The 17,966-nt window shown below is 36.6% G+C and carries 13 protein-coding genes and 3 pseudogenes; 4 read left to right on the top strand and 12 right to left on the bottom strand.

Annotated elements, in window-relative coordinates:
• Positions 1-303 precede the first annotated feature (303 nt).
• Positions 304-543 carry a hypothetical protein gene (locus A4245_RS13615; protein WP_067728828.1) on the bottom strand — a complete coding sequence of 80 codons (240 nt, stop codon included), beginning with the start codon at positions 541-543 and terminating at the stop codon, positions 304-306.
• A gap of 473 nt (positions 544-1,016) precedes the next feature.
• Between A4245_RS13615 and A4245_RS13610 the strand changes: the two are divergent.
• Positions 1,017-1,130, top strand: a pseudogene (locus A4245_RS13610) (helix-turn-helix transcriptional regulator); the annotation flags it as partial.
• Between the two features lie 557 nt (positions 1,131-1,687).
• Here A4245_RS13610 and rnjA read toward each other — a convergent pair.
• The 9 genes and pseudogenes from rnjA to A4245_RS13560 form a co-directional block, all read right to left on the bottom strand.
• Positions 1,688-3,352, bottom strand: coding sequence for a ribonuclease J1 (rnjA, locus tag A4245_RS13605; protein ID WP_067728826.1), 1,665 nt, complete (start codon positions 3,350-3,352; stop codon positions 1,688-1,690).
• A gap of 409 nt (positions 3,353-3,761) precedes the next feature.
• Positions 3,762-5,423, bottom strand: a complete 1,662-nt coding sequence (locus tag A4245_RS13595) for a class I adenylate-forming enzyme family protein (protein WP_067728823.1) — start codon at positions 5,421-5,423, stop codon at positions 3,762-3,764.
• A 21-nt stretch (positions 5,424-5,444) separates the two neighbouring features.
• Entirely contained in the window at positions 5,445-6,683 is a 1,239-nt protein-coding gene (gene fabF, locus A4245_RS13590) for a beta-ketoacyl-ACP synthase II (protein WP_067728821.1), read from the bottom strand.
• 8 nt (positions 6,684-6,691) lie between these two features.
• A complete protein-coding gene (locus A4245_RS13585; protein ID WP_067728819.1) occupies positions 6,692-7,126 on the bottom strand; it encodes an acyl-CoA thioesterase in 435 nt (144 codons plus the stop codon).
• A 226-nt stretch (positions 7,127-7,352) separates the two neighbouring features.
• Positions 7,353-7,869 (bottom strand): annotated as a pseudogene (locus A4245_RS20650) (glucose-6-phosphate isomerase); the annotation flags it as partial.
• A 118-nt stretch (positions 7,870-7,987) separates the two neighbouring features.
• Positions 7,988-8,296 (bottom strand): YolD-like family protein, encoded by a 309-nt coding sequence (locus A4245_RS13575; RefSeq protein ID WP_067728816.1) that lies wholly within the window; start codon positions 8,294-8,296, stop codon positions 7,988-7,990.
• 175 nt (positions 8,297-8,471) lie between these two features.
• Positions 8,472-9,095, bottom strand: coding sequence for a class I SAM-dependent methyltransferase (locus A4245_RS13570; protein ID WP_067728815.1), 624 nt, complete (start codon positions 9,093-9,095; stop codon positions 8,472-8,474).
• Positions 9,096-9,302: 207 nt separating this feature from the next.
• The gene (locus tag A4245_RS13565) at positions 9,303-9,722 is read right to left on the bottom strand and encodes a universal stress protein (RefSeq protein ID WP_067728813.1); all 420 of its coding nucleotides are present in this window, start codon (positions 9,720-9,722) and stop codon (positions 9,303-9,305) included.
• Positions 9,723-9,738: 16 nt separating this feature from the next.
• Positions 9,739-11,190 (bottom strand): SulP family inorganic anion transporter, encoded by a 1,452-nt coding sequence (locus A4245_RS13560; protein WP_067728811.1) that lies wholly within the window; start codon positions 11,188-11,190, stop codon positions 9,739-9,741.
• 329 nt (positions 11,191-11,519) lie between these two features.
• Between A4245_RS13560 and A4245_RS13555 the strand changes: the two genes are divergently transcribed.
• From A4245_RS13555 to A4245_RS13545, 3 genes are all read left to right on the top strand, one after another.
• Positions 11,520-11,699, top strand: coding sequence for a hypothetical protein (locus A4245_RS13555; protein ID WP_067728809.1), 180 nt, complete (start codon positions 11,520-11,522; stop codon positions 11,697-11,699).
• Between the two features lie 5 nt (positions 11,700-11,704).
• Positions 11,705-13,990: an RNA polymerase recycling motor HelD gene (helD, locus tag A4245_RS13550; RefSeq protein ID WP_234402420.1), complete on the top strand. Its 2,286-nt coding sequence runs from the start codon at positions 11,705-11,707 to the stop codon at positions 13,988-13,990.
• A 153-nt stretch (positions 13,991-14,143) separates the two neighbouring features.
• A complete protein-coding gene (locus A4245_RS13545) occupies positions 14,144-16,027 on the top strand; it encodes an LTA synthase family protein (RefSeq protein ID WP_067728807.1) in 1,884 nt (627 codons plus the stop codon).
• A 146-nt stretch (positions 16,028-16,173) separates the two neighbouring features.
• On the opposite strand, the gene A4245_RS21030 is transcribed toward A4245_RS13545, so the two are convergent.
• Positions 16,174-16,365, bottom strand: a complete 192-nt coding sequence (locus tag A4245_RS21030; RefSeq protein WP_456093722.1) for a hypothetical protein — start codon at positions 16,363-16,365, stop codon at positions 16,174-16,176.
• Positions 16,352-17,656: pseudogene (locus A4245_RS21025) on the bottom strand (IS91 family transposase). The gene A4245_RS21030 and the pseudogene A4245_RS21025 overlap by 14 nt, the downstream one beginning before the upstream one ends.
• Between the last annotated feature and the right edge of the window lie 310 nt (positions 17,657-17,966).

Genomic DNA, 17,966 nt, shown 5'->3' with positions numbered 1-17,966 from the left:
AAATAGCCATCTAATGAAGGAAGGCTATTTAAAATATTTATTAGCTATGTACCCAAATTTTCCTCGATCCATCTCAAACTCATTTAAAAGATAAAAACACTGTTGATGAGCTATAGTATAAAGTTCTCCAATGATAACAGGTTCATTAAATTTAATAATCCGGTGACACTTTCCGCAGCACAAATTACCAATTACAGACATAATTGTATCGATGTGACTCATGCAATATATTATTAATCCATTTACGCATAAAAGTTGAATCATCTACTAGAAGTATCCTATAAATAGACCTACATTCCTTTCTTAATACATTATAACATCATATAATTTATCTCTTTCGATTTTATATTTATTATTATCTTTACTTATCAAACCTTTATTAATTAAACCACTTATGCCTTTATTTACCTGCCAATTTGCATTTTCACTTGTGATCATTTCTTCAACAGAAGCTGCATGTGGAAATTTACGATTGAGGTAAACTAGTATACTTATTTCAATAACATTTAAGTTGTTTTTTTTCGCAACTTCTAGATAATCCATTAAAGCGTCTCCTTAATTATCTTATATTTGGTTCAGACTAATTTTAACAAATTCAAGAGAGCTGCGAAAATGTAAATATTCCTATTTTATTTTTAAATAAAATAATTTCACCCTAGTTTACTACGTCTATAGAGAAAACATTAATCACAAGCAATATATAAAATAACGACCTCAAAAATAACTTTTTTCTTAATTGAATTTCCTAACAAATAATATTATGTCTTTTTGTACAAACCAGCCCAGTTAGCTTTATATCCAATATTTTAAAAGTTATACATACTACGCCATTCTTCATTATCCTCTACTAATCTACCACTTTTCACAAAATCTACATAACCTTATATTTGAACATAGTTATTTATATTTAAGCATAGTTATTTATAATTGAGATAGTTATCTTATGCTTTTTAAAAACTTGGATAACAATTGTGGTATGATAGGGATAAGTTAACGATTTGGAAGAATTTTATATTATGCAGAAAATTTTGACCGTTTTACAAGTAGCAGAATACTTGCAACTTAGTGAGATGACAACATATAAATTAGTACAAGAAGGAAAGTTTCCTGGATTTAAAATTGGAAGGTACTGAAGAATAAAAAAAGAAGATTCTAAAAAAATGGAGAGCGAATCTAAATATTTTTTAGAGACCCCATATGTTAGTGAGGTCTCTACTTTTATATTATTTTCCATAGGATTTAACTGGAAACCCCTAAATCAATGTTATGTTTAATTATGTGTTTTGACCAATTAAGATTTATGGGACTTTTTGGCAATTAATGAAAACACAACCTGAATAACAGGAAATAGTAATGTGACAATTAATACTGGTGTATCGCTTTGGAAGTATCATATCCTATTCTGAAAGTTAGTGGACCTAGAGTTGAGCCTATTACCGTCATTGCTGATATGTCCTCACCCAAAATAGTTTGGCCAAATCACATTTATACTTATCCGGTCTAGTCCATTGCAATCCCTATATACCCAAACAACATAGCCATTCAAAAGCTATTTGGAACCAATTCCATAAGCAGTAAAACAATCTCGATAAAGAAAATAACTGACAACAGATAATTTATTTGTTTTTAAAACTAATTAGTTAATGAAAAATCCGTCCACGAATGAATAGGACGGATTTTTATGTGTTTAGATTTCCATAATAATAGGGAGAATGATTGGCCTACGCTTTGTTTTTTCATATAAAAATGGTGTGAGTAGGTCTGAAATTTCCTGCTTAATTTCAGACCATTTTTTTGTTTTTCTTTCCATTAAGATAGTCAGATAATCGGCTACCTTTCCTTGAGCTTCATTAATTAAATCACCAGACTCACGCATGTAGACAAATCCACGAGAAATGATATCAGGTCCAGCTGTCACCTTATATTCTTTCATGTTTATGGTGACAACGACAATCACAAGTCCTTCTTGTGAAAGAATTCGCCGATCTCTTATAACTATGTTTCCAATATCTCCAATGCCACTTCCATCAATATATACAGAACCAGATGGAATTTTCCCGGCTAGAACACCTTCCGTTTTATCTAGTGCTAACACTTCACCGTTATCCATAATAAAGCAGTTCTCTTCTAAAACACCACAATCCTGAGCTAGTTTAACATGATGTTTCAACATACGATATTCCCCATGGATTGGAAGGAAATACTTCGGTTTTATTAATCGAAGCATAAGCTTCATTTCTTCTTGTCCACCATGACCTGACGCATGAATATCATTTAATGGCCCGTGGATAACTTCTGCCCCTACTCTATACAGCTGATTAATCGTTTTATTCACGCTTAACGTATTACCCGGTATTGGTGATGCAGAGATGATTACTGTGTCCCCAGGAATAACTTGAACTTGGCGATGGTTGCCAAAAGCAATTCGAGATAGGGCAGCCATTGGTTCCCCTTGACTACCAGTACATAGAATGGCTACTTTATTTTTTTGGATTTTATTTAACTCTGATGGCTTAATAAACGTATCTTTAGGCGCTTTAATATATCCCAACTCTGAACCTAAATTTATCGCTGAATCCATGCTTCTGCCAAAAACAGCAATTTTCCGACCGTATTTAACCGCTGCATCTACTGCTTGTTGTAGTCGATAAATATTAGATGCAAACGTTGCAAAAATAATTCTTCCTTCGACTGAACGAAAAATCTGGTCAATGTTTTCGCTAATCTTGCGTTCAGACATTGTGAATCCTGGAACTTCACTGTTTGTACTATCTGATAACAGGCAAAGAACACCTTCTTTTCCTATTTCAGCCATTTTTGTCAAGTTGGCTTGATCTCCAATTGGCGTAAAATCAAACTTAAAATCACCGGTATGAACAATTTTTCCAGCTGGTGTCTTTACGACAATACCATAGGAGTCAGGAATACTGTGTGTCGTTCTAAAAAATGAAATCGATGTTTTTTGAAATTTCACAATCTCATCTTCATTCATTTCTCTTAGCTCTGCTTGACGTAATAAGCCATGTTCCTCTAATGCATTACCAATTAAACCTAATGCTAACTTTCCACCGTATATTGGAACGTTAATTTCACGTAGTAAATATGGAAGACCACCAATATGATCCAAGTGACCATGAGTGATAAAAATCCCTTTAATTTTATCTACATTCTTAACTAAATACGTATAATCAGGAATAACATAATCAATTCCCAATAGTTCATCTTCGGGAAATTTTATTCCAGCATCAATAATAATAATCTCGTCTTGAAATTGTACACCGTACATGTTTTTTCCGATTTCCCCCATCCCTCCGAGGGCAAAGATGGCTACTTGATGATTTTTTGTTTTCATATTATATAGTCTCCAATTTAAATTTTGTCTTGTTAATAAGCTAACTTTTTAATGAAGTAATACCTTTTTATGTCGTAGTTACTTCAAGCATGTTTCAACCCCCTCCTCTGATCCACTTTTAAATATAATGTGAATAAAGATCGAATGGGAATTTATATTGGTCAGGTATTGGTAGGCTCCAGACATTATTAGATAATCATCAAACTGTAATGGAAAAGGGAGCAAAATGCGTGTCCCCATTTTTAATTCCAATGATGATTGGGAATATGGCATCAGGTATCCTTGCTTGTCCAAAATGTATCGACATCATTGCCTAATGGTGAAACAACCTCCACTCCCCGTTAGGACTACTCTACGTTTCATCATAGTTTCTCCTAACTGAAATATAATCTATTGTAATATGTAAAAATTACCCTCTTTCTAATAAACCAAGTTCTTTATCCTTTTTTACTTGTCTTTTCATGATAAAATGCTTCTTCTTACCTGTGGCAGTATAAGGCAGTTCTTCAATAAATCTGTAAAAACGAGGCTTTTTATAATCAGCTAGCATCAGACTATCGGTGCAATACTTGTGCAAGTCTTGAATGGTAAGAGAAGGATCATTTTTAACTACATATGCCACAACAGATTCACCTCTCACAGCATCCTGAACACCAACCACGACAGACTCAGCTACTTTTGGATGTTGATTTAAAATCTCTTCCACTTGGACTGGATGAATATTTTCACCAGATGAAACGATCATATCATCTTTGCGACCTACTATCGTGACAAACTCATTTTCATCCCAAGCAGCCATGTCTCCAATATAAATCCATCCCTTGTAAAAACGCTTCTTACTTTCTTCTTCATTATTCAAATAGGTGTAAGTGGTTTTTCCGGGCGCCTTTACAATGACCTCCCCAACTTCTTCTCCATTTTTCTCTACTAAGTCATCTGGTTCCGCCTTGCGATCTGGATATACTTTTACAACTGCCACATCATCATCCGTACAAGCTTTCCCTGCTGACCCCGCCATTTGTGGCAAATTATAAGGTCGTAGGAAAGTATTCCAAAAAGCTTCTGAGGTACCATAGCCATTGAAAATATTCGGCGTCAATGTTTCCTGAAATTGAATGCAATCTTCTTTTTCCAAAGGTGCACCCATGGTTATGATCCCTTTTAAGTTAGAAAAGTCAACTGACTTTCTCTTTTGCACTTTATGTAACATTTGCAAAATCGATGGGACCCCAATTAGGAAGGTTATGCCATACTTTTCTACATATTCCAAACATGTCTTTGGATGAAAATGTCTTAAAATCACAATTTCTCCTCCAATATATAAAGTTGGACATGGGCCTCCTGAATGTATTCCTCCACGATGAAACCATGGTGTCATATTCATTGTCTTATCCTGAGGACTCAGAGGAAAATGCATGGCAACATCATGCGCAGAAAGAATCTCATTAATATTGTTTAATGGAACTCCTTTTGGTTTTCCTGTCGTTCCTGATGTATAAAGCCTTGTTGTCTCATCATAAATATGACTTTGAACGTCTACTTTCGGATCTTCTTCGGGGTGATAGTTAACATACTCTGAAAAAGTGACATGCCCTTCTGGTGCTTCCATTTCACCGGTTATATCTGCCATAATGATTCTTTGCGGTTGATGTGTTGCCAATGCTATGGCTTGTTCTGCAGTATCTTTAATTTCTGCATCATATATGTAAACACTCGGCTTACTATCATCAATAATCGATGCTGTTTCTCCTGGAGAAAGACGAAAATTAATAGTACTGTTAATCGCTCCAATTTTTTGTGGCGCTAAGTAACAAAAAACAAATTCTGCCGAATTAAGGAGTTGGTACATGACGACATCATTTTTTCCAACCTTATCTTCTATAAGAGCATGTGCTAATTGATTGACTTCTTTGTTTAAATCGGCATATGTCCATGTATTTTCACGAATGGGACATGTCATTGCAGGACAATCTGCAAATCTGTGTATATTACGTAAAAAACCATTAATATAGGTGAATTCTTGTTCAAACGTTTCTCTAAACATTGTTGTATCATACGTAAATTGCTCCATAATACATTCCCTCTCTTACTCTTAATGTTTATATTCTCCAATTATTAATGATGTGTTCTGCCCACCAAATCCGAAAGAATTAGACATTGCTATCTTTATGTCCACTCTTCTAGAATGATTTGGTACGTAATCGAGGTCACACTCTGAATCTTGATTATCATAATTCAACGTTGGAGGTGCAACCCCTTCATTTATGGCTTGAATACAAGCAATAAATTCTGTCACTCCACCCGCTCCCATCAAATGCCCAGTAGCACCTTTTGTTGAGCTAACAGGAATTTCTTTTGCCAAGGATTCACCGAAAACTGCTTTCAGTGCAGTTGTCTCAACCTGATCCCCAACCTTTGTTGCTGTACCATGTGCATTAATATAATCAACTTGTGAAGGCGTTAATTCTGCCTGTTGTAAAGCTCTTTTCATACAGCTTATTTCCCCACGACCAGTAGGTTCAGGAGATGTAACATGATATGCATCCGTATTGTTTGCATAACCTAATAGTTCCGCCTTAATATCTGCCTCACGTTCTATAGCAATATCTAATCTTTCCAGAACAACTGCTCCTCCACCTTCTCCCATAACAAATCCATCTCGGTTTAAATCAAACGGACGACTTGCCCTTTCTGGACTCTTATTATTTGTTGAAAGAGCCCGTGCTGAGGACAGACCAGCAGCCATCAATCCAGTAAGAATTGACTCAGCCCCAACGGCCACAACAGCATCTGCCTGTCCAGATTTTATTAACATGGAGGCCATACCTATTGCATCTGCCCCAGCAGAACATGCTGTGTTCACCGTCAAACTTGGTCCTTGTATCCCATGGATTATCGCTATTTGAGCAGCAGCAATATTCCCTAACATCTTTGGGACAATATGTGGACTTAATCGATAACTATTACACTTCGTTATCTGCTCTTGTGTACTAGTCACAGTGGAAATCCCACCTAGGGCTGATCCAACAACAATTCCAATTCGATCTGATTGCACATGGATATTACTGTCAGCCAATGCTTCTTGAGTAGCAATTAAAGCAAACTGCATGAAAATATCTGTATTTCTAACAAGCTTTTTCGGTAAGAAATCAGCGGGAGAAAAATCTTTCACTTCGGCTGCGATCTTCACCGGTAACTCACTTGGATCAAAACGCTGAATATGGCCCACCCCAATCTTATTAAGAATTAAATTATTCCAATAGGAGGATACGTCCAAACCAATCGGAGTAATTGCCCCCATTCCTGTAATTGCAATACGGTCTTTATACATGTTTACCCTCACCTCTGCTTGCCCAAATTACTTAATTTTCCCCATAGAGTTGGGAAACTTTTTTCTAGATTCATAGGAACCCCTTCATTATTAACATAAGCATGGGATGTATATCCTTCTGCCGCTATTTCCCCGTTCTCTTTAATAATTTGATACGCAAATTCCATCCTTGTACGCGCTAGTAATGTAATAGAGGAACGAACAATAATATTTTCTAATGGGCGCACCATTTTTTTATATGTACTATCGGCCTTCAAACATACAAGATTTATCCCATGGTTATGGAATGTTTCCATATAAGGAAATCTGTAATGAGCAAGAAGTTGCATGTAGCTATTCGTATACCATTCAAAATTCTTAGCATAATACGAAATACCCGCCGCATCACAATCTCCCCAATTAACAGTCATTTCCATATCATAACTTACATGCCTGTCAATCATTCATCTACTCCTCCTATAGTTACAGATAAAACCTTATTTATTTAGTTTTTTCAAAAGCACACCCGTTTCTTGTTTCTTAGGAAACTATAAAATTTAAATGCTGTGGATAACTTAGTTACCGGAATAGCCACGTCCAGATCCAACACCCAGCGACTAGTGAGACTTCCCTCACCTTCGTACTAAAAGTCAACCTCGGATCCTTACGGTCGCCGTGTTTCTTTATCTCCTACGCCTCATTCCAGTCCGTACGTCGCCAACAAGGGCGGGTGCGCTTTTGTTCTTCATATCCCGGTTTACCAAGTAATGTAAACATATTCTTCTTGTAAACCTTTACTCCTGGTTGACAACATGGAGCCACTCCCATCAAAATCAACAGTCAAATTAGGAACTTCTCCATCTACATGGGTAAGGACAGTACCTTAAAATGTCTTTTTCTTTACTTCATCCATGGTTTCGACCTTCCTGTACGTATTGACCATAGAATGCAAATCGACTAAAAATTCAACGGAAGCAGGGAATAAACCTTTTTGTCTTTTCCTTCACTTTCTGCAAATAACTGTTTCCACCGTTCAGAGACATAATGAAGTGACGACTCATAGTTAACCAATAACTCAATTGATTGCTTTGCGATAATTGCAATACAAACTGCAGCATATTGATAACTTTCATTAGTGGCAAAATATGAATTATTGTATTTTTTTAGATGCAACCAAGTCTCCCTCGATCATTTTGTCAATATCAAGAACAATTATTGTATGAAACCTAACAGTAATCGGATTGCGGATAATTGAACAATTAAAACCATTTAAAGAATAACTGCTATGGCATATGTAGCACATTATTGGGAATCTATATAAACGATTAGTCTACATAAATATCCAGGATATGGTTAAGAGCAATTTCTGTTCTGTCTTCTAATTGCAGTGTTCCTTCTGCCAAATCAATCTTGTACAATGTTCCTATTGTGGTGATAAAGTCAGGTGAGCTAAAATGTTGAATTTCTACAGTTAAATTGTTAAAAATCGCAAATTGAAGTATCGCTTCAATTTGAGTTCTTCGCTGTTTGTTTACCACTGCTTTTAGTATCTTTTCGGCTCTTTTCTGCCTTTGATGAAATCGATTAGCATCTTTCGGCAGCATTATCGCAAACCATTTTTCCTTTTTGGTCACTCTTAATCACCCCATGTTAATTTCCCTTGTTTTTTCCCTTCCCCTTTACATAATGAGCATTTTCTGTGGTAATTCCATATCCAAAACTTTTTCTCTACCTTACCGGTTCCATTACAGTTCATACACAATGTGTATATTTTCAATCTCCTAACCCTTTCTTTATGTAATAGAGCTTTCATTTTCGACAGACTGCTATACCGAGTGGATAGTGTTTATTTGTGTCAGGAATAGCCGGTTCAATTAATACACCTTTCTGAAAGAAAAAGGAAGTTGTGGTATAGGAAAACCCAGTAAACAGATTTTTAAATTCCTTAACTGTCAATTGATGAATATGAAATGGAGAACCACATGGTTTTCCTCTCCCCTTCCCAAAGGGAGTGGAGAGAATTAAGGTGCCTCCAGGCTTTAGCATCTTATATATGTTGGATAAAAATCGCTCTTCATCTCTTACGTGCTCGATCGTCTCAAAACTGAGAATGGTATCAAATGTCCCCAACTTCTCAGGTAAACCGGGATCAGTCACATCTCCCTTAAGGTAAGTTGAAAGAGGGTGATAATAAGTCAATTTGGCATAATCGACAGCTTCTTTTTCATTATCGATGCCTATAACTTCTTGTATCCTGTTTTTGCACAACTTTGCGATAATATGGCTGCCATAACCAGAACCACTGGCAAAATCAAGAACGCGACCCTGAACATACTCAGAAGCGAAATGATACCTCGCAATGTGCTCTAGCAATAATCCATTCGTAATTTTCATCTTTTCTGGTATTACTCTTTCTCCTGTATCTTTTAACACTATTCCCACCGCTTAACTATTAATTTGGTCTTAAACAAGATTGATTATAACATAAATTTAATAAACATAAATAGTTATATCTAATTATAACTGGATATAATCAGATCTTTTTTGAAATAAAAGGATGAATCGGGTTATTTCTATGTAGTTTAATGCCCACCAAAAAAGCTAACCGGATTTTTAGACCAGTTAGCTTTCCTGTTAAGTTTATTTCACAATCAGTACGGGGCAATTTGCCCGTTTCGCTACCTTATGACTTACACTACCCAGCATAAATTCCTGTAATCCATTTAGTCCTCTACTTCCAATAATGACTACATCTGTTTTATTTTCATTTGCATATTCTACAATGGTAGGACCGGGTTCACCATGTAAAATTTTTATTTCGAAAGATACTCCTGCTTCCTTCGCCAGTCTTTCGGCATTTTTGAGTTGTTTCATTCGCGAATCATTTACATCGAAGGAATTCCAATTATTCAGTACATCTGATTTTGCCTTGCTGGCATCTATCACATAAACAACATCAACTTTGGATCCAGTAGTGCATTTAGCTATATGGATTGCATTTTCCAATGCCCGTTTTGAATGTTCCGATCCGTCTGTAGCAAGTAAAATATTTTTATACACGTTGATTCCCCCCTCATTAATGTGATCCCAGTTTATTTCGTAACTTACCCACCAATTCAGTACTTGCCTCATTCATACCTTTTACTGCTACCTGTTTACCGTTTTCTCTAAACCTGGTTACAATTTTCTCTACCGCAACAAACGCAGAATCATCCCAAATGTGGGAATGGCTTAAGTTTATCTCCACTTCCTCAATACCATCTTCTTCGTAATTAAATTTAGGGAGCAATTCTGTAACAGATGCAAAAAACAGTTCTCCTCGAATCTTATATATTCTTTTATTCCCTTCGACAGCACTTTCCACATGGACGCGTGATATTTTAGAAACAAAGAAGATGGAACTTAATATGATTCCCGTAAAAACGCCTATCGCTAAATTATGCGTAAGGACTACCGATAATACTGTTACAATCATTACAACTGCATCACTTCTTGGCACCAAATGGATCGTTCGAATGGAATTCCAATCAAATGTACTGATTGCAACCATGATCATAATTCCCGCCAAAGCAGCCATGGGGATTTGAACTACAATATTACCGAGTATCACAATTAATAGCATAAGAAATATACCAGCTACTAATGAAGAAACCCTTCCCTTTCCACCCGACTTTATATTAATTACTGATTGCCCGATCATCGCACAACCCGCCATTCCGCCAAAAAATCCAGTTATGATATTTGCTATTCCCTGTCCCCTGCTTTCAACATTCTTATCACTTTCTGTTCCGGTAGAATCATCCACAATAGAAGCCGTCAACAAAGATTCCAGCAAACCTACGATAGCTAAGGCCAAGGCATAAGGGAAGATAATTGACAGCGTTTCCAAATTGATTGGGATTTCCGGAACCAGGAATATCGGCAAGGTCTGTGAGATAGAGCCGATATCCCCCACACTGCGAACTTGAACGTTCATAAAAATCGCAATTGATGTTACCACCACCAATGCAATTAAGGTAGATGGGATGGTTTTAGAGATATACGGAAACAGATATATAATTAACAAAGTTACCGCTACCAGAAGGTACATTACCCAGGATTCTCCAACAAAATGCTGAAGCTGTGGGAGAAAAATCATGATAGCTAAAGCGTTTACAAATCCGACCATAACGGAACGCGGAATAAACTTCATATACCTTGCTAACTTAAATATACCGAATATAACTTGAATTATACCTGTTAATATCGTCGTAGCCAATAAATATTGAAGTCCATACCCAGCAACTAAGTCAACAAATAATAATGCCATCGCTCCAGTGGCACCTGAAATCATCCCCGGCCTTCCACCAACAAATGCAATAACTACACATATAGTAAAAGAAGCATATAGACCGACCATAGGGTCAACCCCAACAATGATGGAAAAAGCGATCGCTTCGGGTATTAAAGCAAGAGCCACGACTAGACCGGGTAGTATATCCCCTTTTATATTTCCAAACCATGTCTGTGCATAAGTAATCTTAGTCATTCTATACCATCCCTCCACAAGTACCAATAGTATGTGTAGAGAAGTTCGAGGGATAACTGTAAATTTTTGGTTATCAACTACATTTTACTACTAAACATTATAAAAATCCAAAATATCGAATCCTTGTCCACCATTGTAGCTTATCGGCTCAATCAAGGTACTATCATTTCTAGTCCCGTTTTTCCATCAATTATCACCGCTCAGCCGTTAAATTACCCTTAAATATATCTTATTCGAGACAATTATATCATATACAATGTAGAATATACTCTGTTATATTATATTATATTATAATTAGTTGTCAAAAACTTTTTTATAAGGGGATTAACATGGAAGAATTTCTAGAAGGCTTATCAAAGGAAGATCAGATAAAGTATAAACGATTATCGAAGGAACTAAAAGGAACAGATAATATCGACAAGATGAAGAAATATATACCGCAACTAATTATCCTGGAAGAACGAGGGAAAATTGAGATGGAGAAAAAGAGAAAGGAGCAGAACCATTGAGCGAAGTGCACAATCATCCAGCATACCACGTGGAAAAAGGTCGATTAGACTATACGAAGAAATATATCCAATCGATATTGGAAGTTGCCGGCTCAGCACAGGCCAACTATAAAGATAATATCAAAGATGCATATGTTAATCTGGATTATCTTGACAGCAGCTTAAGCTATATCAATATCCTTACGAACGCCCGTCTGTTGGAAATGATTCAAGGAGATATAAGAAACCTGCTTAACATAAAGGACAAACCATACTTTGGCCGGATCGACTTTAGGCGTCATGGTTCTGATCATGTTGAAAAATACTATATTGGCAAAGTATCCCTCTACCGGAAAGATAATGAGGAACCAATTATCGTCGATTGGAGATCTCCAGTTGCCAATGTTTATTATGAAGGAAGGTTGGGAGAAGTATCCTATCATTCTGTGGAAGGTGAACATAAAGGCGACCTCGAACTAAAACGCCAGTATGTTATCGAAGAAGGGAATCTTGAGGAAATAAGGGACATAGACATTACCACACGAGATGAACTCCTGCAGAAATCCCTGTCGGAGAAAGCAGATAAACGCTTAAATGACATTATCGCCACGATTCAGGAAGAACAGAATAAAGTCATCCGTGCCGATTTGCAAAAACCAATGATTGTACAGGGGGTAGCCGGAAGTGGAAAAACAACCATCGCCCTTCATCGGTTGTCTTATTTCATCTATACCTATGCTGATAAAATCACACCCGATCAAATGATGATTCTTGCGCCAAGTAAAATGTTTATCAACTACATTTCTGAATCTTTACCGGAACTAGGTGTAGAAAAAATTAAGCAAACAACATATACGGACTACGTAAGTGAATGTTTAGGCAAGAAATTAAAAGTAATTGATTCGAATGAAAAGCTTAAATTACTGATCGACCCATTAACCAGTAATAAAGATAGCATTCGCTCGATTTCCGAGTTCAAGGGTTCTCTTCTGTTTGAAACGATCTTAAAACGATATTTGAAAGATATTCGGAATCACTATGTCCCCGAGCAAGATGTCTATATCGGCAAATTCCGATTGTATAGTGGAAAGAAATTAAAAAGACTATTCATCAAGGATTATCGCTACTTACCATACGTTAAAAGAAAGGAAAAAATTAATAATTTACTGAAAGCAAATTTTATGGATAGAAAAAAGAGAATCTTAGAGGTGATTGAGGAAAAATTTGAAGAAAAATATGATGTTATCCTTGCTCGCTATAAAGATCCAGATGAGAGAAGAAAGAAAATGGTAAACCTTCTCGATAGCAAAGAACAAAAAACCGAAGAAGTAAAAGCCATTACAAGACGTGTTATCACAAATTACATGAAACTATTCCCTAATAAAAATGCAATCGACTATTACAAAGAGTTGCTGACCAATTTTGAATTGCTTCATAAGTACGCAGAAGATGACCTGACAAACGAAGAAATAACCCACATTATCTCACACGCAACTAAACTATTTGATCAACATGCATATGAGATGGAAGATTTGGCACCCATGCTTTTTCTGCAAACTTACTTAGAAGGCATTCCCAATGATCTAAAAATGGGCAATATTGTCATCGATGAAGGACAGGACTATAATCTTTTTCAGATAAGAGCACTGCGAAAGGCTTGCGAAACAGATTTATTTACCATTTTGGGTGATTTGTCTCAAGGTATACACTCCTATCGTGGTACTAATAATTGGGATACTCTCATCCGCCATGCCCTTCCCAAGGCAAACTATCTAACACTTCAAAAAAGCTATCGAACAACGATAGAGATTATGGATTTAGCTAACCATATATTAGGAAAACTAAAAAATGAACAGCCTGTTGCAGAGCCGGTTGTTCGACATGGCGAACAACCTGTCCTATTTTTGATTGAGACAAAGCAGGAGGCAGTAAATAAATTAGTAAGGAATATAAGAGAACTGCAGGCCGGTGAGTTTGCTTCCATTGCCGTCATCGGCAAAACAGAAAAAGAGTGCACGTGGGTCTACAAAGGATTAAAAAAACAGGGAGATATTGATATTCAATTTCTAAAAGAAAATGATGAACTGAAAAGTAATGTTGTAATTGTCCCATCTTATCTGGCTAAGGGACTAGAGTTTGATGCTGTTCAGCTGGTTGCCTTTGATGAGGTATATGGACAACATGACATTGACCTGAAACTTCTCTATGTAGCGATGACCAGAGGTATGCACAGTCTTACCTTAATCGGGAAGGGTCTGTCATCTTTCCAACTGGAAGATGACGGTCCATCTGATCTTTTAGCGAACTACTAAGCTTAGTTCAAATTGAAACCTTTTCATCTTCCAACCCGTATCTAAAATTACAGTAAACTTTACATTCCGTTTAAAAACAAGCATAATCAAGAAGCAACATTTATGAACTGTAATGGTTTGGTACTATCCAGATAGTTTAAGGAGGAAATGAACATGAAATTGAAACATACCAACATGCCTTTGTATATCATAGCAACTTTGCTATTTGGCTTTAAAACCTACCTCGTCTATCGCTTTATGTTTAATATAGATTTGGAAAATAAGATGCAGGAATTAATATTATTCATTAATCCTTTCGTCTCTGCTTTTCTGATCTTTGCGTTAAGCGTCTGGTTTAATCAGCATTCCAGACAGATGAAATTTTTACGATATACTGCTTTGCTTGGAACATTGATTGTTTTTGCAAATCTCGTATTCTACCGATCTTTTACGGATTTTATAACGATACCGCAGTTATTCCAAGGAAGTAACATGTCTGATCTAGGATCAAGTATTTTAACCTTAATCAACCCATCCGACATATTACTCTTTATGGATGTCGTGATCATCTGGTATCTAAGTAAAAAGAAACCGGAGAAGATGACAGTAGATTATCCAAGAAACGGAAAAGTATTCGCACTGGCTATATCTTTTGCACTTCTTGCAGGGAACTTCTTTCTTGCAGAAATGGAAAGACCACAATTATTCACACGTGGATTTGATCGTGAATATTTAGTTAAAAATATAGGTTTGTTTAATTTCCACATCTATGATATTGTCATGCAATCAAAAACAGAAACACAGCGTGTTTTTGCAGATGGTAACGAATTACCCGAAATTGAAAATTTTATCAAAGAAAATATAAAAACAGATAATAATCAAGAGATGTTTGGTGTAGCTGAAGGTAGGAATGTTATTTATATAAACGCAGAATCACTTCAAAGTTTCGTTATAAACAATGAAATGAATGGTCAGGAAGTCACTCCCTTTTTAAATAGTCTTACAGAAGATGAGGACACGTACTACTTTGAAAACTTTTATGATCAGACGGAACAAGGTAAGACATCCGATTCTGAGTTTCTTGTCGAAACATCCATGTATCCTTTATCACGAGGGGCAGTTTTCTTTACACACGGAGGAAACACTTACCACCAGGCACTACCGGAAATATTAGAAAGGGAAGGATATACGTCCTCTGTTTTGCATGCTAATAACATGAGCTTTTGGAATCGTGAACAGATGTATAGTAGTTTAGGCTTTAACGGAAATTACGGTGAAGAATCTTACCAAGTGACAGAAGAAAATTCAGTTGGCTGGGGATTGAAGGACAAACCTTTCTTTGAACAATCCATAAAGTATTTACAATCAATGGAAGAACCATTCTATGCTAAATTCATCACCTTGACGAATCACTTTCCTTTTGAATTGGATGAGGAAGATCAGTCAATCGAACCTTATCATTCAAATTCAAATACATTAAATAACTACTTTCCAGCAGTAAGATATATGGATGAGGCAATTGAGGACTTCTTTGTTCATTTAAAACAAGCAGGATTATATGAGGATTCCATCATTATAATCATGGGTGACCATATTGGTATCAGTGCAAATCATAACACCGCAATGAGCATGTATTTAGATAAGGAAGAAATTACACCGTATGACCAGGTGCAATTAGAACGAGTTCCATTATTTGTGCATATACCTGGGCATGGGGAAGGAGAAATTAGGTCCGAGGTTACCGGTCATATTGATATGAAACCGACTTTAATGAACCTTTTAGGCATTGATTCTGAGAATGATAGTTTTAATTTCGGCAATAATATCTTCTCAGATGACAGGAAGGGCTATATTGCCTTACGAAATGGTGATTTTATCAGTGATGACTATATAGCCACCAGTGGTATATGTTACGATCGGGAAACTGGAGAACCAATTATAGATGAGGCTGATACTGAAAGTAGTTGTGCCCCAATACAGGAACAGGTCGAAAAAGAATTAGGTTATTCGGATGCGCTAATTTACGGCGATTTGCTTCGTTTTGCAGAAGATGAATAGTAAGAAATGAATATACCAACCTTTAAAAGCAATTCAGCTTGCAGAGATGACTTTCTGCAAGCTTTTTTTGTTTTCCATGTTTACAGTATTAGCGGAAACCCTCTACGTACTAAGAAAAACCGGCCAAAGTTCAGCCCGGTCCTTTTCTACCTTTCGAGACTAGAGAACATCCGATAGTTTGTATTCCTGTCCATGTATTCCTTTATAATACTCTGGATACATCTCTCCTCCACATTTTTCACAGCTAAATCTTGGTAGAGTAGTTGATCACCACCATCCATCAAATCAAATTCTTCCCCAACTTCATACGGTATCTTTTCTTCTTCACGACACATCAAACAATGATAATTCACGTGTGTCTTCTTTAGACGTAAGTGATCGGTTCCTTTTTTCTTCTTTCTTTTTTTTTGTTTGTTCGCCTGTGCGAGATAATGAATCACCCTTTCTAAATAATTCCTTGCTTCTTTCGTTAATACAATTTTTATTTCTAATCTCCCATTCTCAAGGCACACTTCTCCCTTATATTCATAGTAATTATCACAAATGTGGGCACACCAGGGGATCTTTTTGACCACTAGAAATAATAATACGCTTTCTCCAGGTTTGGTGGCGTAAGGTCTTCTTTACTTTTAATATCCAGCGTTTTGTTCCTTGTTGCCATGTGGCTAATAGTTTTCTACTTAAGTTTTTACTTCTTCTAGAGTACATCCCGTAGTGACGAATCGTTTTGAATTGCTCATCGGGAATATGGCGAATTAACCGAATGATAAACTCTTCTGCTGTAACGGTTTCATGCTTTTCTTTTCCATCCACTTTATCGATATATTTAAACGTCACATGTTGCCCATCATATTCCTCGATTCGATTAATTCCAATCGCTGGTCGACGGATATAACGGGCAATATAGCTAAGTTGGTCCTTTACTTTTCCTCTTTGCTTTGGGGCATACACATAGAAGCCTTCCCTATTATTGGAGAATGCCTTTTGTAATCTTGGTTGAATTCTTTTCTTTTCGTTTTTCGATAGGTGTTTACGAATGAAATTCAATACCACTGCTTGCCATTGTTTCCGAAGCATCTGAAACGGTATAAAGTCGTATGCTTTCCATTCTCCTTTCTTTGTTACCCCACCCATGGTCACTAACATATGGACATGCTGGTTGAAATTTACTCTTGATCCAAATGTATGTAAACCCGCTATAATCCCTGGGGTCACCTTTGCTTTCTTTTGAAAATACTCCGTAATTAACTTTGCTCCCTCATCCATAAGTGGTTTCAACAGTTCCCGATGTCATAGGAATATCTCCCGTAAATTTTCATCGATCGTAAAAATCACATGTCGATGATTTACTTGTAGGGCGTCTTTTGTAAGAATGCGACTCCATTCTTCACCTTCTCCAACTGAACAGGTCGTACAAAAACGACCTTTATATCGAAAAGGTACATGCCGGACATCATGGCATCCTTCACAAACATAGAGTTTAAACCCTTTTTTGAGATCTCCACAGTCACGAAATTTTTCTACCTCCTTGATGACGACTGGACGGATTTTAGCCCCATGTTTCTTTTTAAATGAATCCCAATGTTGATGTTTACCAAAGAAGATTTGTTTCAAAATATTTTTCTCCATATATTTAAAATACCACAGCGACAAACGCTGTGGTAGAGCCAATTTTTTATACTTTCTTATCTTTGAACAAAAGCGCAAGCGCCCGTTTAGGGACGTACGGACTGGAATGAGGCGTAGGAGATAAAGGAAACACGACGACGGAGAGAGTCGATGTTGACTTATCGTACGGAGGTGAAGGAAGTCTCGCTAGTCCCTGGGCGCTGGAGCTGGACGTGGCTGTTTATGTGTAGGAGTTAATTGCTGCCAAAAAATTTATACTCCCTCTATATACTAACGTTTTCTCTTGTTTACGCTGTTTTTCTTAGAATTT

The sequence above is a fragment of the Oceanobacillus damuensis genome (genome assembly GCF_001618145.1).
GTDB lineage: Bacteria > Bacillota > Bacilli > Bacillales > Amphibacillaceae > Oceanobacillus > Oceanobacillus damuensis.
The sequence above is the reverse complement of the archived record's forward strand: the minus strand, read 5'-3'. Positions and strand labels throughout refer to the sequence as shown.